Source organism: Sedimentibacter saalensis, from assembly GCF_007830175.1.
In the GTDB taxonomy this organism is placed as follows: Bacteria; Bacillota; Clostridia; order Tissierellales; family Sedimentibacteraceae; genus Sedimentibacter; species Sedimentibacter saalensis.
Genome location: NZ_VLKH01000004.1, coordinates 273,037 through 293,932, shown reverse-complemented (window position 1 = coordinate 293,932; position 20,896 = coordinate 273,037). Strand labels below are relative to the sequence as shown.

General features: G+C 37.0%; 21 protein-coding genes. 13 read left to right on the top strand and 8 right to left on the bottom strand.

All coding sequences use genetic code 11. The annotated features are described in order from the left end of the window. Positions 1-10: 10 nt before the first annotated feature. The 7 genes from LY60_RS08970 (at position 11) to LY60_RS08940 (ending at position 8,403) form a co-directional block, all read left to right on the top strand. Positions 11-1,120 carry a DEAD/DEAH box helicase gene (locus tag LY60_RS08970; protein ID WP_145082943.1) on the top strand — a complete coding sequence of 370 codons (1,110 nt, stop codon included), beginning with the start codon at positions 11-13 and terminating at the stop codon, positions 1,118-1,120. A gap of 456 nt (positions 1,121-1,576) precedes the next feature. Next, on the top strand, positions 1,577-2,416 hold the full coding sequence (locus LY60_RS08965) for an ABC transporter permease (RefSeq protein ID WP_145082583.1): 840 nt from the start codon (positions 1,577-1,579) through the stop codon (positions 2,414-2,416). Beyond that, on the top strand, positions 2,409-3,191 hold the full coding sequence (locus LY60_RS08960) for an ABC transporter permease (protein WP_145082581.1): 783 nt from the start codon (positions 2,409-2,411) through the stop codon (positions 3,189-3,191). The genes LY60_RS08965 and LY60_RS08960 overlap by 8 nt, the downstream gene beginning before the upstream one ends. 12 nt (positions 3,192-3,203) lie before the next feature. Further along, positions 3,204-4,238 (top strand): ABC transporter ATP-binding protein, encoded by a 1,035-nt coding sequence (locus tag LY60_RS08955; RefSeq protein ID WP_145082579.1) that lies wholly within the window; start codon positions 3,204-3,206, stop codon positions 4,236-4,238. 14 nt (positions 4,239-4,252) lie between these two features. Further along, positions 4,253-5,314, top strand: coding sequence for an ABC transporter substrate-binding protein (locus tag LY60_RS08950; protein ID WP_145082577.1), 1,062 nt, complete (start codon positions 4,253-4,255; stop codon positions 5,312-5,314). 66 nt (positions 5,315-5,380) lie between these two features. After that, positions 5,381-7,093, top strand: a complete 1,713-nt coding sequence (locus tag LY60_RS08945) for an adenine deaminase C-terminal domain-containing protein (protein ID WP_145082575.1) — start codon at positions 5,381-5,383, stop codon at positions 7,091-7,093. Next, positions 7,090-8,403 carry an amidohydrolase gene (locus LY60_RS08940; RefSeq protein ID WP_145082573.1) on the top strand — a complete coding sequence of 438 codons (1,314 nt, stop codon included), beginning with the start codon at positions 7,090-7,092 and terminating at the stop codon, positions 8,401-8,403. The genes LY60_RS08945 and LY60_RS08940 overlap by 4 nt, the downstream gene beginning before the upstream one ends. 86 nt (positions 8,404-8,489) lie before the next feature. Here LY60_RS08940 and LY60_RS08935 read toward each other — a convergent pair whose 3' ends face one another. Continuing rightward, positions 8,490-9,485: a copper amine oxidase N-terminal domain-containing protein gene (locus tag LY60_RS08935; protein ID WP_145082571.1), complete on the bottom strand. Its 996-nt coding sequence runs from the start codon at positions 9,483-9,485 to the stop codon at positions 8,490-8,492. Positions 9,486-9,625: 140 nt separating this feature from the next. Here LY60_RS08935 and ndk point away from each other — a divergent pair, with 140 nt between their 5' ends. Then, complete coding sequence (ndk, locus tag LY60_RS08930; RefSeq protein WP_145082570.1) at positions 9,626-10,033, top strand: nucleoside-diphosphate kinase; 408 nt, start codon at positions 9,626-9,628, stop codon at positions 10,031-10,033. 147 nt (positions 10,034-10,180) lie between these two features. Here the strand turns inward: ndk and LY60_RS08925 are convergent, their stop codons facing one another. Then, positions 10,181-10,966 carry an ABC transporter permease gene (locus tag LY60_RS08925; protein ID WP_145082568.1) on the bottom strand — a complete coding sequence of 262 codons (786 nt, stop codon included), beginning with the start codon at positions 10,964-10,966 and terminating at the stop codon, positions 10,181-10,183. Beyond that, the gene (locus LY60_RS08920; RefSeq protein WP_212633470.1) at positions 10,967-11,605 is read right to left on the bottom strand and encodes an ABC transporter ATP-binding protein; all 639 of its coding nucleotides are present in this window, start codon (positions 11,603-11,605) and stop codon (positions 10,967-10,969) included. It abuts the gene before it with no gap. Positions 11,606-11,785: 180 nt separating this feature from the next. Here LY60_RS08920 and idi point away from each other — a divergent pair, with 180 nt between their 5' ends. After that, complete coding sequence (idi, locus tag LY60_RS08915; RefSeq protein WP_145082565.1) at positions 11,786-12,307, top strand: isopentenyl-diphosphate Delta-isomerase; 522 nt, start codon at positions 11,786-11,788, stop codon at positions 12,305-12,307. Further along, positions 12,304-13,197 carry a triphosphoribosyl-dephospho-CoA synthase CitG gene (citG, locus tag LY60_RS08910; RefSeq protein ID WP_145082563.1) on the top strand — a complete coding sequence of 298 codons (894 nt, stop codon included), beginning with the start codon at positions 12,304-12,306 and terminating at the stop codon, positions 13,195-13,197. The genes idi and citG overlap by 4 nt, the downstream gene beginning before the upstream one ends. Before the next feature lie 64 nt (positions 13,198-13,261). Here citG and LY60_RS08905 read toward each other — a convergent pair whose 3' ends face one another. After that, the gene (locus LY60_RS08905; protein WP_145082561.1) at positions 13,262-14,605 is read right to left on the bottom strand and encodes an MATE family efflux transporter; all 1,344 of its coding nucleotides are present in this window, start codon (positions 14,603-14,605) and stop codon (positions 13,262-13,264) included. After that, complete coding sequence (locus tag LY60_RS08900) at positions 14,605-15,051, bottom strand: MarR family winged helix-turn-helix transcriptional regulator (protein WP_019228957.1); 447 nt, start codon at positions 15,049-15,051, stop codon at positions 14,605-14,607. The genes LY60_RS08905 and LY60_RS08900 overlap by 1 nt, the downstream gene beginning before the upstream one ends. A gap of 176 nt (positions 15,052-15,227) precedes the next feature. Between LY60_RS08900 and LY60_RS08895 the strand changes: the two genes are divergently transcribed. Further along, on the top strand, positions 15,228-15,437 hold the full coding sequence (locus LY60_RS08895) for a DUF1653 domain-containing protein (protein ID WP_145082559.1): 210 nt from the start codon (positions 15,228-15,230) through the stop codon (positions 15,435-15,437). An 85-nt stretch (positions 15,438-15,522) separates the two neighbouring features. On the opposite strand, the gene LY60_RS08890 is transcribed toward LY60_RS08895, so the two are convergent. Further along, entirely contained in the window at positions 15,523-16,062 is a 540-nt protein-coding gene (locus tag LY60_RS08890) for a biotin transporter BioY (RefSeq protein WP_145082557.1), read from the bottom strand. A gap of 1 nt (position 16,063) precedes the next feature. Further along, complete coding sequence (locus LY60_RS08885; RefSeq protein WP_145082555.1) at positions 16,064-17,053, bottom strand: biotin--[acetyl-CoA-carboxylase] ligase; 990 nt, start codon at positions 17,051-17,053, stop codon at positions 16,064-16,066. 141 nt (positions 17,054-17,194) lie between these two features. Between LY60_RS08885 and LY60_RS08880 the strand changes: the two genes are divergently transcribed. Together LY60_RS08880 and LY60_RS08875 are read left to right on the top strand one after the other, a co-directional pair. Next, positions 17,195-18,559: a glycosyl hydrolase family 18 protein gene (locus tag LY60_RS08880; RefSeq protein ID WP_170226155.1), complete on the top strand. Its 1,365-nt coding sequence runs from the start codon at positions 17,195-17,197 to the stop codon at positions 18,557-18,559. Positions 18,560-18,626: 67 nt separating this feature from the next. Beyond that, positions 18,627-19,625 (top strand): nucleoid-associated protein, encoded by a 999-nt coding sequence (locus LY60_RS08875; protein WP_145082551.1) that lies wholly within the window; start codon positions 18,627-18,629, stop codon positions 19,623-19,625. Positions 19,626-19,652: 27 nt separating this feature from the next. Here the strand turns inward: LY60_RS08875 and LY60_RS08870 are convergent, their stop codons facing one another. Next, on the bottom strand, positions 19,653-20,783 hold the full coding sequence (locus LY60_RS08870; protein WP_145082549.1) for a zinc-dependent alcohol dehydrogenase: 1,131 nt from the start codon (positions 20,781-20,783) through the stop codon (positions 19,653-19,655). Between the last annotated feature and the right edge of the window lie 113 nt (positions 20,784-20,896).

The following is a 20,896-nucleotide window of genomic DNA, read 5'->3' as shown; positions in this document are numbered from 1 at the left end:
AGGTAAAATAATGGATTTTAAAGAACTAGGAATAAGCGAAAACATTTTAGATGTTTTGAAATCTGCAGGAATCACTAATCCAACACCAATACAGGAAGAGTGCATTAATTTCATAAAAAACGGTAAGGATGTAATCGGAGAGGCACAGACAGGAACGGGAAAAACTCTTGCATTTTTGCTTCCAATTTTTGAAAATATATCAGCTGAATCTGATTTTATTCAGTGTCTAATTATAACTCCCACAAGAGAACTTGCCATACAAATAACAGATGAGGCAATGAAACTTAAAAAGGCAAAGGAAATAAATATACTTGCTGCATACGGGGGCAAGGACATTGATGCTCAAATAAGAAAACTGAAGGGTGCTGTCCACATGGTGATTGCAACTCCCGGCAGACTTCTGGATCACTTGTCAAGGCAGACGGTGGACCTAAAAAAATTAAAAACACTGGTAATTGATGAAGCTGATCAAATGCTCCTCATGGGATTTAAAAATGAGGTTGAAGACATAGTGGCTGAAACTTCTAAATCAAGACAGACATTGTGCTTTTCGGCAACAATAGATTCTCAGGTGAAAAAACTTGCCTATAAGTACATGAAAGATCCGGTAACGGTTTCTGTAAAAAAAGAAAGTGTAACTTTAGAAAATATAAAACAAAATGTGGTGGAAACCACAGACAGGCAAAAACAAGATGCTTTGTGCAAAGTGCTTGATGAGGACAGACCGTTTATGGCAATAATATTCTGCAGGACGAAAGTAAGGGTTGACAAGCTGGAAGAAGACATGCACACGAGGGGATACAACTGCGAGAAAATTCACAGCGATGTAGTCCAAAACAAGCGTGAAAGAATAATGAAATCCTTTAGAAAAGGAGACATACAATATCTTATTGCTTCTGATGTTGCGGCCAGGGGCCTTGATATCGGAGGTGTAAGTCACATATATAATTATGACATGCCTGAAAATACTGAAAGTTACATACACCGAATAGGCAGGACGGGCAGAGCAGGAGAAGAAGGATACACATGTCTTTTTGCTGCTCCAAAGGATATGAAAACCCTGGAAGAAATAGAAGAAGCAATAGGTTTTAAAATTGAAAGAAGGACTGTGGAGCTGTAGAAAAATTAATAAAATAGTTTATGTTAGAAAACGTCATAATCCTGCTTAATAAAACGGCAGGATTTTTTGTGTTGCAGATTTTTTCTATAGTTGTGATATATCAAACAATAAATATCATAAGTAAATTTAATGTTCGTGTTTTTGATGAATTTTCAGAGGGCTAAATTGTCAAAAAAATATTTATTAAAGCGTTTTGTTTGAATAAATAAAGACAACAAGAAAAATATGGAAAAATAATAATGAGAAAAAACATTGGATATTACCATGATAACATCTTAATGACAAATTTTGAAAGTTATTAATTATTATAAAAAATGAATTAAATATAAATTTTCTATTTTGATAATCTTTATATAAATGTTGACACGATAGTTCGCAACTGCTATAATTCAAAAGATTGCTGCATAAGTTCAAATTTTCATTATAGCAATAATTAATTTAGATAGTGAGGTAAAAATGAAACTTAAAAGAAATACAATGCTTCTCTTGCTGCCGGGAACCGTATTATTGATTTTATTTCTGTTCCTTCCCCTGTTGTCAATTTTATTTCCGACATTTTTCAATGAAGCTTTTACCATAAGCAAGTATATAGAATTTTTTAAGGATGGTTATAACTTGGGTATATTGTGGAGAACATTCAAAATATCCATGATTGTAACTATAATTTGCGTAATACTGGGCGTTCCCACTGCATACTTCATGTCACTGGTTTCAAAGAGGACAAGAAGCATACTGTTGGCTGTCACATTGTTCCCGCTGCTTACAAACTCGGTCGTTCGAAGTTTTGCATGGATAACAATTCTTGGTAAAAACGGAGTTTTGAATTCATTGCTGCTTTCACTTAACATAATTAAACAGCCTGTAGGCTTGCTTTACAGCGAATTTGCAATAATAATAGGTACAGTCTATTTGTTCCTGCCAATTTTGATAACAACAGTTCTTGGAGTTTTGGACAACATAGACGGAGATTTAATCGAGGCTGCTCAGACTCTTGGAGCCAATTATTTCAAATCTTTCACAAAGGTAATTCTACCACTTTGCATACCGGGTATTCTTGTTGGAAGCATGCTTGTGTTCACAGGAACACTGACTGCCTATACAACTCCGCAGATGCTTGGAGGAAATAAAAATATGATGCTTGCTACAATGCTTTATCAGGAAGCCAGTGCTCTTGGCAACTGGACAAACGCAGGAGTAATAGCGCTAATAATGATTGTGGTAACACTTCTTGTAATGCAGATTTTCAATATAATAGCCAATCAATTTGACAAGAGAGGAGAAGATGAAAATGCGTAAAAAAAACATATGGCTTACATTAATGTCCAGTCTCGTGTTTGCCTTTTTAATTATACCTCTGTTTATTGTTGTTGTTACAGCCTTTGGAGAATCATCTGCCATACAGTTTCCTATCAAGGGTTTTTCACTTCAGTGGTTTGAAGAAGTTTTCAAAACAAAATCATTTATGAGGGGAATGAAAACAAGTCTTTTTATTTCCATATGGGCCACTGTGGCGTCAATTATCGTTGGAGTCCCTGCTGCTTATGCACTGGCAAGGGGAACGGTTAAAAGAAGGGCACTCCTTAAAAATGTATTTTTGTCTCCAACATTTGTACCGGGAATTGTTATAGGCTTTGCACTTTTTCAGTTTCTTACAATAAAACTTCAAATGAAGATTATTACAAGCTTATTCATGGGACATTTTCTTATTTCTCTTCCATATATTATAAGAGTTGTGGGCTCAAGCCTAGAGCATTTTGATTTCAGCATAGAGGAAGCGGCCTGGACGCTTGGATGCACAAAATCTAAATCATTTATAAAAATTGTTCTTCCCAATATTTCCTCGGGAATATTTGCTTCATTCATGCTTGCATTTATAAATTCATTCAACAATATACCTGTTTCCATGTTTTTATCAGGACCGGGAGTTCAGACTCTGCCAATTGCTCTGATGAATCACATTGAATACAACTATGATCCGACTGTTTCAGCCATGTCGGTAATGCTTATGCTGTGCACAATATTATTGATGTGGGTGATTGAAAAGACATTAGGTCTTGCAACAATTGCCTAGAAAGGAGTTATTATGGGTTTTGTAGAATTAAAAAACATAGATTTAAGTTATGACGGGAATAAATATATATTGAAAGACTTAAATTTGACAATAGAAAAAGGGGAGCTTGTTTCTTTGCTTGGTCCAAGCGGCTGCGGCAAGACAACCACTTTAAGAATCATAGCCGGTCTCATTAATCCAGACAGCGGAATCTTCATGGTAGATGGTGAAGATTTGACAAAGGTTCCTGTTCACAAAAGAAATTTTGGAATGGTATTTCAAAGCTATGCGTTATTTCCTCATATGACAGTTTTTGACAATGTCGCTTTTGGATTAAAAAACCGCAAAATGGACAAAAATACAATCAAGGAAAAAGTTGGCCGTATACTTGAAGTGACAGATTTGTCACAATTTGCAGGGAGATTTCCCAAGCAGATGTCCGGAGGCCAAAGACAGCGTGTTGCTCTGGCCAGGGCTCTAGTTGTTGAGCCGAAGCTTTTGCTTCTTGATGAACCTTTAAGCAATCTTGATGCAAAGCTTAGAATATCCATGAGGACGGAAATAAAAAGAATACAGCAGAAATTAGGAATTACAACTGTATTTGTAACACATGACCAGGAAGAATGTTTTTCCATATCCGACAAGGTGGCAGTAATGAACAACGGTGATATTGAACAGTACGACACACCTGAAAATATATATAAGTTTCCAAGTACTGAATTTGTTGCACGCTTTATAGGCTTTGATAATTTTTTCAATGTTGAAAAAATAGGGGATCATAAATATAAAAACACCTGTGGAAACGAGTTTGTCATTGATTATGAAGACAGACGTAATCAGGCCGTTGCAACAATCCGTCCTGATGACATTCAAATTGCACACGAAGATTCAAGTATGAATACAATCAATGGAAGTGTTGATGTAAGAACTTTCCTTGGGGACAGCTACCAGTATGAAATAAATACTGAACTTGGAAAAATCAACGTAAACCACAAATCAGAAAAACCATATCAACAAGGCGACGCAGTACACCTGCTTATGCCTAGCAATAAAATAATTTTAGTATAACAAGGAGAAAATCAATGAAATTCAAAAAAAGTTTAGCGTTATTAATTATTGCTGCAAGTTTTCTGACAGCTTGCTCAGGCGGGGATAAGAATGAAGCTCCGGCTAAGGATGAACCAAAACAACTGATAGTATCTACATTTGCAATAGGTGAGGATGAAGTTAATGCTGACATTATTCAGCCATTTGAAGAAGCAAATAACTGTGAAATTATTCTGGAAACTGGAAATTCAGGAGAAAGATTCACGAAATTTTCAACAAATCCTAACAGTGGAATTGATGTGATCGAACTGGCACAAAACAACAATGCTCAGGCAGTTGAAGCAGGATTGTTTGAAGCTATTGATTCAACAAAGGTTCCAAACCTTGACAACCTTATAGTTCCTGCAAAGGAGTTGTCTGACAATGGTTACGGTGCACCATTTGTTGTAAACAGTCTCGGAATAATATACAACCCACAGGCAGCGGGCATGGAAATTGATGAATGGTCTGACCTTTGGGATTCAAGTCTTGCAGGCAAAATTGCTATTCCTGACATGACAATTACTTATGGACCTCATATGCTTCACGTAGCAAGCGACTATGCAAAGACAGACATAACAAGTGATAACGGAGCTGCTGCTTTCAAGGCAATTGAAGAATTGAAGCCAAATGTTGTAAAAACATACACTAAATCATCAGACCTGGCTAACATGTTTCAGACAGGAGAAATTTCTGTAGCTGTTGTAGGAGACTTTGCTCTTCCGGTTATATACAAGGCTCAGCCTGATTTATCCTATGTAGTTCCTCAAAGCGGAACATATGCAAACTTCAATGTAATAAACGTAAGTGCTGCTTCAGAAAACAAGGAACTTGCTTATGCCTTTGTTAACTGGAGAATTTCTGAAGAAGTTCAGGCTAAAACAGCTTTATCTTTAAATGAAACACCAACAAACAAAAATGTTCAGCTTGATGAAGCAACAGCAAAGAACAAGACATACGGAGAAATTGCAGAGCGTGCAAAATCAATTGATTCAAGTTTTGTAAACAAAAACCTGGATCAATGGATTAACCAGTGGAACCGTATAATGAATCAGTAATCATTGAGAGGACAAGGGAAACCCTGTCCTTTGTTATTTTCAGCATACCATGAATAAGGGGAAAAAATGAAAGCAGATACTATTTTTTACAATGCGCAGGTTTTCAATGTGTTTTTAAAAAAATTCGAAAAAAAGAATATTGCAGTTAAAGACGGCAGATTTTTGTGGGTTCATTCCGGCCAGATGACTGAGCTTGAGGCAGAGAGCTGTGTTGATATGCATGATAAATTCATTATTCCCGGATTAATTGATGTACACATGCACATAGAAAGTTCAATGACAACACCTTTAAGATTTTCTGAAGCAGCAATACGCTGGGGTACAACAACCGTTGTTGCCGATGCCCACGAAATTGCAAATGTAGCCGGTCTTGAAGGCTTGAACGACTTTGCCGATGCTGATACTGTTCTTGACATTTTTTATGCAGTTCCTTCATCAGTTCCTTCAACAAACGAGACTATGGAAACCACCGGTGGAAAAATCGGAAAAAATGAAACCATAGCCCTTCTCAACAACAAAAATGTAATATGCCTTGGAGAGGTAATGGATTTTAACGGTCTTGTGAACGATGAAAATTCTGTGATTAAAGGTATTGTAAAAACTTTCAGAGAACAAAGGCCGAATTTTCCCGTGGAAGGTCACATTCCAAAAGTAAAAGGCCTTAACCTTGCAAGGTTTTTATTTGAGGGAATCAATTCAGACCACACTCAACAAAGTCCAGAGTCAATTGCAGAAAAAATATCAAGCGGAGTGTTCCTCCAGTTTCAGAAGAAATCAGTTTCTAAGGAAAACATGGATGTTGTAGCCCAAAATAATTTTTGTGAGTATGGCTGCTTTGTCACCGATGATGTAATGGCTGATGATTTGAGGAACGGACACTTAAATGATATTTTAAAGCTTGCAGTCCACAGCGGGCTTCCTGTGGAAACTGCAATTTACATGTGCACCTACACTCCTGCAAGACACATGGGATTAAGAGACAGAGGATGTATTGCTCCGGGAAAAATTGCTGACATGGTTGTTCTTGACAGCATTGATGATTTCAGCATAGTAAGTGTATATAAAAACGGAAAAATTGTGAACAAAATAGATTGTGAGCCACAGGCTGTTATCAAATCAGTATTTCCTGACATGCTGTACAAAAGCATTAAGTGCAGAGAGTTGACAACTGAAGATTTAAAAATCAAAGTAACAGATGATGAAAACGTGAAAGAAGCAGTTTGCAACATCATTGAAATTGAAAAGTTCGGTACATTTACAAGAAAGACAAAAAGAAATGTTCCTGTTGTAAATGGAGTGTTAAATTGGGAAGAACAAAATCTGTCGCTTTTGATTGTAATGGAGAGATACGGAAAAACAGGGCAAATTACGTTTGCTCTGACAGATATTCTTAAATCTAAGGGAGCTGTTGGTACAACATGGGCCCACGATCACCACAACCTAATGATTATGGGAACAGATCCTTCAGACATCATAACATTGCAGCACAAACTATTAAAGGAACAAGGTGGTTACGGTGTATGTGCTGAAAATGAAATCAAAGCATTTTGTGCTCTGCCCATTGGAGGAATCATAAGTGATGAACCCATTGAAATCCTTGGAGAAAACTTGTGCCGAGTAAGGCAAGAGATGATTGATTTGGGATATGAAAATTCTAATGTGGTCATGTCTTTTTCAACTTTGTCTCTTCCGGTGTCTCCAACTATAAAGGTAACAGACAAGGGGATATTCGACTCTTTAACTCAGGAAAAAATTCCATTGGTGGAGGAACTCATATGAAAACTATTTTTATGAATGCCGTAATAGTCACAATGAATGATTGCTTTGATGTTTTCAACAAAGGTTATCTTATTGCTGAAGATGGGGTTATTAAAGCTGTTGGTCCCATGGAACAATGTATTGATGACTTTGAGAACATGGAGGTTGTGGATGCAGAAGGAGGAATATTGATTCCAGGTTTTGTAAACACACACACTCATATTGGAATGATTCCATTCAGAGGTTTGGGTGAAGACATGAAGGACAGGCTGAATCGTTTTTTATTTCCTCTGGAACAAAAAATGATGACTTCTTCATTGGCAAAAGCAAGTGCAAAATATGCAGTAGCAGAAATGCAGCTTTCAGGAATTACAACTTTTTTTGACATGTATTATTTTGAAGATGATATTGCTGAGGAAGTTTCCCTAATGGGAGAAAGAGCAGTACTGGCAGAAACAATCATAGAAAATACCATAGATTCAAAAGAGCCATACGGAGGTCTTGTGTATGCTGAAAAGTTCATTGAAAGGTGGTCTGGCAAAAACAATCTCATCACTCCGTCCATAGCCCCTCATGCACCTTATTCAAACACTAAAGACTCTCTTGTTACGAGCAAAATAATTGCAGATAAATATAATGTTCCATACATGATTCATCTTGCTGAAATGGATTATGAAGTTGCTCTCCTAAAACATAAATACAACATGACGCCTGTTGAATATCTGGAAAGCATTGGGTTTCTAAGCAGCAATCTGGTTGCAGCCCACTGCATTTTTATGAATGAAAGTGATGCAGAAATCATGGCTCATTACGGTGTAAATGTATCTCACTGTGTTGTTGCCAACACAAAGTCAGGAAAGGGCATATCGCCGGTAAAGCTCATGCAGGAAAAAGGAGTATGTGTGGGACTTGGAACAGATGGTCCCATAAGCGGAAACACTCTTGATATGTTTACTGTGATGAAAACTGTGGCACTTGCTCAAAAAACATTTTTGCATGACCGTTCTGCCTACACATCCAGGGAAATTTTAAAAATGGCTACCATTGACGGTGCAAAGAGCCTTGGTATTCATAAATACACCGGTTCTCTGGAGGTTGGTAAAAGGGCAGATGTTACAATTGTGGAAACAGAGAGCATCAACATGTACCCAATGCATGATCCATATGCAGCTCTTGTTTATCAGGCTAATGCAGGAAATGTTCACACTGTATATGTAGATGGTGTAAAAAGAGTACACAATAAAAATCTGAGCAGTTACTCGGTTAAAAAGCTAAGACATGAACTTGAACAAGCATCAATTGAGTTTAATGATGCTGCATCAAAAATGTGAAAAAAACAAGAGTCAGCAATGCTGACTCTTGCTTTTATATTTACCATAGGGAGGAGAGCAGGGCGCGGAAAGCCCCGCCCGTTATATTAATCGGCCATGTAACGGCCGGTGTTAATAATGATGTTGTTTTCAAAAAAACTAACTATTTTGACGCCAAGTGCTTCTTTGAAGAAGCTCAAAGGAACATATGATCTGTCATCTTTAATTAATGGCGCAGACTCAAGAAGAACAGTATCTTTTCCTGCAACAGTTATGCTTTTTTCTCCTATTCTTACCTGAACATCACTTCCTACCATAATACATCTTTCTTTGTTGTTCCATGTAACTTCATGCTTAAGAGCTTCAGAAATAGCTCTTAGAGGAACCATAACAGTACCGTCTTCGTCAATAAATGCAGATGGTGCTTCTATTGCTGCATCTTCCACGAATATGCTTAGAGGATCTACTTCCTGCTGTGACAATACTATTATTTTATATGGAGTTGTCTGTGCAGGTAAGCTTTTAGTAGTAAAATCATAAAACACTATCATTTTTCTGTTTGTGAGAACTGTTTGTAGTTCTTCAGCTGTTGGAGCCTTGAACCAATTTATTTGTGTGTTGTTTTCCCAGATAATTTCAGTATCTGTGGAAATGTTAAGCTTAAGCTGTTTATCACTGCTTAATAGATTTGCATCAAATTTGTCAGCCTTCATGAACCCATCAGCGGGTTTAGCGGCTACGATGTCTATGGAATACTGAGGAGGATAAATTAAAATCATTGGTTTTCCCGACTCGTAATATCCGGTTATTTCTTTTCCTTCCTCAATTTTTACATCATCAACATAATATGTTTGCTCCGTTAAAACGAAGTATGCAGGCGAATTGTCCTTGTCCTCAAGGTATACCTTTATTGTTCCTTGGTTGCCCTCTTCTATGCTTTTAACTGTGCCTGTAAAAGATGTATAGAAGGAAAAGGGAACAGCAGGTTCAACAGCGATTTCTTCTGCCTCCTGGTTTTCCTGAATAGTTTCTGCTGCTGCAAAAGTTGAAAATGTCATTGTTAATGTCAAAATCAATGCGATTAATCTTAATGTCTTCTTCATGATGTACCTCCTTTTGATTTTATTAATTAGACGGACGTTTTTTTTAAATGTTCCATAAAATAAAATAATATGTAAAATTTTATTTTGTTGAATATTTTGTGTAATAATTGTAAGATTATAACAAACATGTAGGAGGATTTATGGAAAAAACACTGGTATTGATTAAGCCTGACGCAGTTGAAAGAAAATTGATGGGTGAAATTATTTCTGCCTATGAAAAAAAAGGACTTCACATATGCGCTTTAAAGCTTATGACTCCGTCAGAAGAAATTGCAGAAGAGCATTATGCCGAACACAAGGGCAAAGCATTTTTTTCAAATCTCATAGAATTTTTAAAAAGAGGAGAAGTGTGTGCCATGATTGTTGAAGGAGAAAATGCTGTTGAAGCAGTCAGAAAAATAAACGGAGCAACTGATCCTTTAAATGCAGAAGCAGGGTCCATAAGGGGAACATATGCCATGTCAAAATCAGAAAACTGCGTTCACGGTTCAGATTCAAAGGAAAGCGCAAAAAGAGAAATCAAAATATGGTTTCCCGAATGTCAATGATTTATGAAAACAAATTTTGTACAATTGAAAAACTCCGACGCTTTCATTCTGAACGACAGTGAAGGATCTCATCTTTATTGAAAACATGAGATTCTGCAGTTTCACACACAAAATATTTGTCCTTAGGACAAAATTCTTAAGTATTTATCAATCTTCAATTATGAGCTGGCTTTCATGGTTGAAAAAGGTTTTGTACCCCAGCTGTACAACTAAAATGACTGTGAGAGCCACACTGCCCATAATTCCAAGCATTATTGCAATTTGATACTTTATGGCAATAAGAGGAGAAGTTCCGGACAAAATCTGGCCTGTCATCATTCCCGGCAGGAAGACAATTCCCATACCAAGCATGGAGTTAATTGTAGGTACTATAGCTGAATCAAAGGCACTGTCTACTATTTCCTTTGCTGCTTTCTTAGGTGTGGCTCCAAGCATCAGGGCTGCTTCAACAAGGTGTTTTTGCTGGTGCATGCCATCCACAAGCCTGGAAATTCCCAATGATATTCCGGTCATTGAATTTCCTACAAGCATACCGCCAATTGGGATGAAGTACTGAGGGTCGTACCATGGATTAATGTTGACAACCACAATAAGAAAATAAAAAATTGTGGTTATTGTTCCGGCAGCCATGGAAAAACTGATGATTTTTTTCAGTGCGCTTGAAAGAGGAAGTTTTGACCGTTTAATGATTGTATAGATTGCAAAAATTTCCATAACAGCCATAAGGGCAATTGTTGACAATGGATTTGGATTACCAAATATGTAAACAAGCACATAACCTGTTAATATGAGCTGCAATGTCATTCTAACTGATGCGATGATAATTTCCTTTTCTCTTGATATTCCTTTATGTTTAACTATTAATAAAAGCAACAAAACAAACACATATGCAAAAGCAAGCTGCTTAAGGTTTAAATTAATTACTCCATCCATTTATTTATCCTCCTGGATTTTTAATTTTCCTTTTTCTATGGTGACAATTTCGTCGGAAAAGCGTTCAGCCACAGATTTTGAATGGGTGACCATCACAAGGGTCTTTTTGTTTTTTCTTGAATAATCCACCAGAGCTTCTATGATGATGTTTTCCGTGTCTTCATCCAGGGCAGATGAAGGTTCATCCAGCAGCAGTACTTCAGGATTCATTATTAAAATCCTTCCAAGGGCAAGTCTTTGCTTTTCTCCTCCTGATAATTTTTCTGAATTGTCATTTATATCCTTGTTCAACTTAACAGTCTTTAGGATTGAATTAAGAATTTCATCACTAACAGCAGGTTTTTCTGAAAAATTAAGTCCCATGAGCAGATTGTCCCTGATGTTTCCCTTGAATACGGCAGGTGACTGAGGAAGCATTACAACGCTTCGCCTTAAGTTTACTGAATCAATTTCACTGAGAAGTCTGTTGTTGTAGTAAATTTCTCCGCTGTCACAGCTTATCATTTTGTTTAAGAGCCTTAAAAGAGTAGTTTTACCGCTTCCGCTTTCACCCACAATACATGTTGTCAGGTTCTTTTTTATTTCAAGATTGTTTATATCAAGTATGTTTTTGTATTTGACATTTTTAAGTAAGAACATAATTCCTCCATAACTGTTTGACATTCATTTTATTTTATCCTATTTGTCAATTTGATTCAACATTATATGTAAATAGAAAAATAAATTGACAATGAGTTGAAAATGAAATAATTTATATATATAGTCAAGTAGTTCCATTAGAAAAATATGAACTATGTGACAGATAAAACAGGAGAAAATATGGATAAAATTACAGAAGTTGATTTCCTAGACAATTCATTAAGAGAAATAACAAAGGAAGAAGCCCACAGGGATGGAATATTGCACCGTGCTTTTTCGGTCATTTTGTACAAAGGGGACAAAATACTTCTGCAGCAAAGGGCACATGATAAATACCACTGCGGAGGACTCTGGACCAACACATGCTGTTCCCATCCACGCTGGATGGAAAGTCTTGAAGAGGCTGTTAACAGGCGCCTGATGGAGGAAATGGGAATAGAAGCCAGGACTGAAAAAATATCAAGCTTCACATATTACTACAAGTTTGAAAACGGACTTGCAGAATTTGAATACGACCATGTATTTGCAGGGGAATATGACGGAGATTTCAGCGTAAATCCTGAAGAGGCAGTTTGTGCCAAGTGGGTGAGCATTTCAGAGCTTATGTCTTGGATGAAGAAAAGTCCTCATGAATTCACTCCATGGTTTATTATTATAATGCCTAAATTCATAGAATATCTTCGAGAAAAGGAAATCAAATGAACAAAAATATAGATAAAATAAGTTTTAAATTTGCTGAATATGCCCAAAGAGCAATACTGTATGAAGCGGTGCTCACTCCAAAACCAGGACTTGTAGATGCTGTGAATACGGGGTCTCACCATGACATGGACATTTTCACATTCATTGACAGCTCTTCAAATCTTTTCAAGGGCTTTTATCTCTACGCAAAAGCTGGTCTTGAATGTACGGGAAGCGAGAAAGAGCTTTTCAGCGCCATAAGAAAAATAGGAATTCAAGTTGAAAAGGATATGTTCAAAGCAACAAAAAACATCAATACTCACAAAGGCATTAATTTTTCAATGGGAATAGTGCTGGCTGCAGCCGGATATTATTTAAGAGACAAGGATATTGATGAAAATATAATACTTGCACCTTCAGATACGGATGAGATTTTAAATACAGTCAGAGTTATGACTGAAGGACTGGTGAAGAGCGATTTTGAGAATATTAAGAAAAAGGAAAAACTCACCCACGGCGAAAGGCTGTATGTTGAAAAGGGATTTTCAGGCATTAGGGGAGAAGCAGAAAGGGGATTTCCCACAGTTGAGAAAACTTCCCTTCCACGCCTCAGGGAAATTGGTCATAGCGACATGAGCATGGAACAAAAATTGTTGGACGTGCTTTTTCATTTAATGAGCATTTCTGATGATTCAAACATAATCAACAGGGGAGGACTTGAAGGGCTGGAATTTGTCAAATCTGTCTCAAAGGAGTTCCTCATGACAGGAATAATTTTTGAAGACGGGTTCAGAGAAAAAATTCAGGAAATGAATAATTTGTTCGTTGAAAAAAACATAAGCCCTGGAGGCTCGGCTGATTTGTTATCCATTACGATTTTTTTTGGTATGCTTGAATCAGTATTTAGTTGAGTGCATAACATGGCACATTATGCAATAAAAAAAGTATTATTGAAGTTCAATAATACTTTTTTGTTTATGCTTTTTCAAGAGTCCTGATGCCGTAAAAGAAAAATGATGCAGTGATTAAAAACGATATGAAATCTGCAAATGGAGCTGCGTAAAACAACCCTTCAATGCCCCAGAATTTCGGAAAAATAATTATTGCAGGAATCAAAAATATCAGCTGCCTTGTGAGTGTTAAAAACATTGCCCTGCGGGACTTGCCAACTGCCTGAAAAAAGTTTGCTCCAATAACTTGAAAACCTACAACAGGCATGCACAAAAACCATGATAAAAGTGCTGTCCTGCCAAACTCCAGAAGCTCTGTTTCTCTGTTGAACATTGAAATAAGCTGCACCGGAAATAATCGTATGATTATGTATCCTACAATAACTGTAACTGTTGCTGCAGTTATGGCTAGCTTTGCTGCTGTTTTTACCCTGTCAAATTTCCTGGCTCCGTAATTAAAGCTTATAATTGGCTGTGTCCCCTGGTTCAAGCCTATGATAGGCATAAGGAAAATTGTCTGAAGGCTGTTTATTATTCCCATTCCTGATACAGCAAGGTCGCCTCCGTAAAACAGCAGGCTTTTGTTCAGTACTGCATTGAGCACGCTGTTTGCTATTTGAAGTGAAAATCCCGGAAGTCCAAGAGATGTTATTCTTGCAACAATTTTAAATTTTAGTTTCATGTTTTTAATGTACAACTTATGTCTGCTTTTTCCACCAAGGAAATAAGATGTAACCCATATAAATGACAATAGCTGCGAGAATATTGTTGCAAGAGCTGCTCCTGCCATACCCATGTGGAAGACATAAATAAACAGAGGGTCAAGAACAATGTTTGTCCCGGCTCCGAGAAACATTGTGTACATGGCAAGCTTCGGGTTTCCATCAGCTCTGATGAAGTTATTCATTCCCATGCTCACAACCTGGAAAACAGCTCCGAATAGAACAACACGCATGTATTCCATGGAATAAGGCAAAATTGTTGAGCTTGCCCCAAACAATATCATTAAAGGTTTCAAGAATATCTGACCAAGTGTCATGTATAAAAATCCAGCTATTAATAAAACCCCATATGCGTTACCAAGTGCATTTTCTGCTTCTTCATCATTTTTCTCCCCAAGCTTCATGGAGAACAGTGTAGCTCCACCTACTCCAAACAATATTCCCAGGGATAAAAGTACTATTGTAATTGGGAAGCCTATGGTTATGCCTGCTATGCCGTTTGCACCAAGATCAGGGCTGTTGCCTATATAAATTCTGTCAACTATGTTGTACAATGCATTGACCATCATGCCGACAATTGCAGGAACTGAAAACTTAAACAAAAGTTTTGAAACTTTTTCGGTTTCTATTGGATTTGTATTCTCCATTAGATGTCATCTCCCAGTTTTTTCAAATTTGTTTTGTCCAGTTTGTTGGTCATGCTTTCCAGCACATTGAATAAAATAGCTGCATCTTCTTCAGAAACATCTTCCATGAGAAATTCGCTCCAGTGAAAAATTTGCTTTTTAATATTATCCTGGTTTTCTTTTGCTTTGTCAGTGAGATAAATACGATTAAACCGCTTATCATCATCATCTTTATGCTTTGTTACATATCCCTTTTCTTCCAGAGATTTTATGGCTCTTGTTGTTGCAGACTTATCTATGTCCAGAAAGGATGAAAGCTCTTCCTGTGTTTTGCCGTCTTTTCTGTAAAGGCAGAGAAGAAAGGAATATTCTGCAGAAGTTATGTTAAATTCGCTCAAGGCATAATTGATGTATACCTGTGACTTCCGGTGAAGTATGGAAATCAATCTTCCAATGCTGTTTTTCATTGCGTCCCCCTTAGTTGATATATCAACTATTATATAAACAAAATTCTGTACAGTCAACAGTAAATTTTAATGTTATGTATTTGTGCATTGAAGAAGACTGAGGTATAATATCAAAGTAAACTGGAGGGAAAATTAGATTGTAGTTGAGCTTCTAAATAAAAACAGAAAGGGTTCGTATGATAAAGGAAGGAAAAAAATACAGACATTTCAAGGGCAATGAATATCTTGTGCTCTTTATTGCAAAACATTCGGAAACAGAGGAGGAACTTGTTATTTATCAGGCACTTTACGGTGAAAGAGGAATGTGGGCAAGGCCTGTTGCAATGTTTGAAGAGTTAGTGGAATTTGAAGGTAAAATGATTGAAAGATTCAAGGAAATTGAATAAATAAAATTCTTGGTTTAATAACACGGGCGGACAATAGGTCCGCCCGTATATTGTGGGAAATTGGTTTTGTCAATAGATGTATGGTTTAAAAGATCCTTCCACGAAGTTTTTTTCCAAGTATCACAGCAATGACAGCTTTTAATATGTCGCCTGGAATAAAAATAATCATTCCGATCTCAAGGATTTTTGCAATATCAAAATTTTTAACAAGCATGATGTTTAGGATGTAGTACATGTAGGGGAGCCCAACTGCATATATTACTGCTGTTCCTGCCAGCACTGCCATAGTTATGTTTAATGTAGTCTTTTCTTTTGATTCAGTAATCTTTCCTGCAATGTAAGCAGCAGCTGCCATCCCTATTAAAAATCCAAAGCTTGGTTTCAAGACTGTTTGTAATCCGCCTGAAAATCCTGCGAATATAGGTAGTCCTGCAAGTCCAAGAATCAGGTATGCTGCCTGAGACAGCAGTGCTTTTTTAGAGCCAAGCATTACACCCGATAGCAGTACAAAGAATGTCTGCATGGTAATGGGTACAGGTCCTACTGGTATGCTTATAAATGCTCCAATGGCTGTAAGAGCTGTAAATATTCCTGAATAGGTAATGTCTTTTATGCTTAATTTCATATTATTTCTCCTGAACTATATTTTTTATTGAAACTTCACCTGAACTCAGATGTTCAATTTTTCCGTCATTTTTTAAAATCACAAGTCTTCCGAATTCATCAATATCATGGGCACAGGCTTCTTCAACTTTGTTGTTTTTTGTGTATATAATTTGTTTTCCAAGAATTAGAGATCTATTTTTGTAAATTTTTAAAAATTCTTTGTTTTCAAGATTTTCGCTTATGGATAAAATGTTGTTTATTATTTCTGCTGCCAACTGGCTGCGGATTGAATTGTCATTTTGGTTTAAGAGCAATGAACCAGCTTTGTCTTTAAGTTCATCAGGAAAATCTTCCATTTTAGTTTTTACGTTTAGCCCTATGCCTACAATTAAACTTTCAACAGTACCGCTTTCAAAATCCGTAACAGCTTCAGTAAGAATTCCGCATACTTTTTTCCCGTTTATATAGATGTCATTAACCCACTTTATTTGAGATTTTTCATCCGTAAACTTGTCAAGAGCTTTCAAAACACCAACAGCTGCTGCTGTTGTAACAAGCACAGAGCTCGACAGGTTTAAATTTGGTTTTAAAATAATGCTCATATAAATTCCCGAATCCGCAGGAGAAAAAAATTCTCTGCCGAAGCGTCCTCTTCCGCTTGTTTGTTCATCGGAAAAAATAACTGTGCCGTGAACTGCGTTTGAAATTGCTTCTTCCTTTGCCTTTGTGTTTGTAGAAGGCAAAGATTTAAACACTGAAATGGGGATTTCCTTGAATTCTTCATTTAAAAACATTCGTATGCTTTCTTCTGATACAACATCAGATGAAATGGACAGAGAGTATCCCTTGTTAGATGAGGCATCTATTATGTAGCCATCCTGCTTCAATAAATTGATTGATTTCCATACTGCTGTTCTTGAAACATCCAGAATGTCTGCCAGTTCCTGTCCGGAAATGGTCTTGCCTTTGTTTGATTCCAAAATATTTAATACTTCATTTTTTACTGACATGAGCTCACCTCTGTTGCATTATACATTCTGCTTGATGAATTGTCAACCAAAATAAAAATATTGGTTAACAATTATTTAACTATGGAACATTTACATAAATAGAACGTCTATGATATAATGACTATAAGAGGGAGAAGAAAAATGAAAAAAAAGATAATTTTAATATTTGCGGCTGTTTTAATGCTTAGCATTTATACATGTTACGGAGCAGAAAATAGATTTTCAAATGAAAAAGAGTTCAAGGTAATAGGTTATTATTCGGGAGATTTGTTTAATGAGCCGCTGGAAAAACTCCAGACAGACAAACTGACTCACGTAATTTATGCATTCTTGATACCAAAAAGTGACGGCACGCTGGAAGAACTAAAAAAACCTGAGCAGCTCCTTGAGCTTGTTGACAAGGCTCACAGGGACGGGGCAAAAGTCTTTGTTGCTCTTGGTGGCTGGTCATATGAAGGAAAAGTACTTGAGCCTGTTTTTAAAGAAGCTTGCGCCGATGATGAAATAAGAAAAAATCTTATTGAAAATGTAGTTGCTTTTGCAGAACAATACAATCTTGACGGCGTGGAAGTGGACTGGGAACACCCAAACAAAGATACAATTGCAAGTTATGAAAAGCTGGTGGTTGAACTGAGCCAGGGACTTAAATTAAAAAACAAAGAACTTACTGCAGCCCTTAACGGAGCATGGTCTGTGACAGGCAGCCCGGAAACATCTAAGCTCATAACAAAAAACTGCCTTGACAGCTTCAGCTTCATCAATGTAATGGCTTATGACATAAACAATGACAACCACAGTCCGTTTTGGTTTTCTGAAACATCAATCGACTACTGGCTGAACAGGGGAGTTAAATCTGAGGATATAGTTCTTGGAATGCCTCTTTATGCGCACCCCAGCTGGATGCAGTACAGACATCTTGTTGAACTTGACAGCAATTATGCATATGTGGACTATGCTCCAACCTCACCGCTTGCGTCTTATTACAACGGCATGAACACCCTGAGAGAAAAAACTAAACTGGCCATGTTCAGGGCAGGAGGGGTAATGCTTTTTGACGTCAACGAAGATGCCTCAGGACAATACAGCATTGTTTCCATGATTGACAGCATGGTTAAAAGATACAACAGCAGTGATGAAAAGAACAAGTACATAACAGTGGTCCTTGACAACAGGGAGGTTGAGTTTTCAGAAGAAGACGGATTTGGAATTCCGTACATAAATTCTGACAACCGCACAATGATACCTCTTAGAAAAACAATTGAAGCAATAGGAGCCGAAGTGTCTTTCAACCAGGAAGAACAAACAGTTACAGCCATAAAAAATGAAACAACAGTTATAATTCCCATAGGAGAAAATTACATATCAGTGAACGGGGAAAAAACTCTGACTGACACATGTGCTGAAATAATAAATAGCAGGACGTATATTCCTTTGAGGGCGGTTCTCACTGCATTTGGACGCAATGTGGAATATCACCAAAACAGTCTAACTGTTATAATTAATTAAATTATACGTGAAAAATTTTATGATTTGATATATAATTTAAAAATATCAATCATAAGAAGAGGTAAAAATGAGCGTATCAATATCGAGGGCAATCCTTCACATTCTTGATCCAAGTCTTGGAGTACCTGTACTTTCAGATAATTTAATGAGCTTTAACGACCAGATGAGGGAATACACTGAAAAACATGTTTTGAAATGTTTCAATGATGCAGACCTTAAAAAAACGAAATTTATCAATGAAGACGGTTTGTTTCTTAAACTCATAAAGGAATACAAGTTAAACGAGGAATTTAAAAAATTCACAAATGAAATAGCAGAATTTTTCTTTAAATTAATAGCAGAAAATCAGGACATAAAGCCTTGTGACCTTTTGTTCCTGCAGGCCAATGTGTTCAACAAGGATTACATAGTAATGCTTAAGCTTAATTACAAAAACGGATACATCCACTTCACCAAGCAGGAAGAAGGAACAAAAAATATAATCATTGAACAGCCATGTGCCCTTCCATCAGCAAGCGGGAAAATCGATGAATGTATATTTGTTGATTTAAACACATTAGAAGTGTTTGTGAAGGAAAAGAAATGCCAGGTTTACAATGAACCGTGTTACTACATTTCAAAGCACCTTCTTGAATGCAGGGAAGAAAAGCCTGACAAGGAAAAGGTGAAAATCATAACTCAGGCTACGGATAAAATAATCAAGGAATTTTATGACGACGATGTGATGATGAAAACAAAAGTGAAAAACATCATCAGGGAAAATGTTGAGGAATCACTGAAGTTCAATGTTGAGGATATTTCGGACCAGGTTTTTGAAGACAGGGAAATAAAAAAAGCATACAGCGAAGAAATAAAAATGAAGGGCATCAAGGAACCTGAAGTAAAGGTAAACTTCAACTATGCCAACAAAATAAAGACAAAGCAGAAATTTGTCACTGATGAGGGAATTGAAATTAACATTCCTTATGAAATGATAAGCAACAAGGACAAAGTTGAATTCATAACAAATCCTGACGGAACAATTTCCATAGTTTTAAAAAATATAGATAACATAATGGACAAATAAATTGCTGCACCAATGGTGCAGCAATTTTTATGGTTTTAAAATAACTTTAATGCATTCATCTTCTTTTTTGTCGAATATTTCATAGGCGTGTTTGCCTTGATCAAGAGTAAGACGGTGGGTGATTATATCCGTTGCATCAAACTGGTTTGTCTTTAACATTTCAAGAATTGGTTCCACATATGCCTGAGCCGGACACTGGCCCATCTTGAGGGTAATGTTTCTTGAAAAAAAGTCTCCAAGAGGAAATAAATTGTACCTGCTTCCGTAAACTCCAACAAGGACGACAGTTCCTCCCTTGCGCACGGCCTGGGTTGCGATTTCTATTGCAGATTTGGAGCCGCCCTGGAGTTTAAGTGCTGTTTCAATTTTTTCAAACGTTGACATTTTTCCGTCCATTCCCACGCAGTCCAGAACCACGTCGGCACCGCCGTGAGTTAGTTCCTTAATATATTCTCCTGTGTTGTCATATTCCTCAAAGTTTAAAACTTCAACTCCATAATTGTCATGGGCATGCTTTAAGCGGTAGCCAACTCGGTCAACTGCAATTATTCGCTTGGCTCCCTTTTTTATGGACCATTTTATGGACAAGAGGCCAACAGGACCGCAACCAAGGACTACAACCGTATCTCCCGTTTTGACGCCTCCAATATCCACACCCCACAAAGAAGTGGGAAGAATATCCGTAAGGAACAAAGATTGTTCGTCAGTAAGAGATTCAGGTATAACCACCGGACCCACATTTGCATAAGGTACTCTAAGGAGTTCTGCCTGACCTCCGTCATATCCTCCAAATGTATGGCTGTAACCGAATATTCCTGCATTTTCACCGTTAGGGTTTGAATTGTCGCACTGGCTGAACAAATCATGCTCGCAGTACCAGCAGTGGCCACAGGCTATAGGAAACGGAACAACTACCCTGTCGCCTTTTTTTACCTTTGTAACATCTTTTCCTGCTTCTACTACTATTCCCATTGTTTCATGTCCCAGCACAAAGCCCTTTGGCATGTTTGGTATCATGCCGTGAACCAGATGAAGATCCGAACCGCATATGGCTGTAGAAGTTACCTTTATTACAATGTCGTCTGCTTTTTCTATGGAAGGATCATTTACATTTTTTACTTTTACATCCTGAATTCCGTCATATACTATTGCTTTCATAATTTCCTCCACTTTTTTAGTAGTCTTGCCATGGTAATATTTAATATTCAAAGAAATGATTAATAATATTTTGTTATACAGCAATAGATATACAATCTTGTCAATTTGACAAT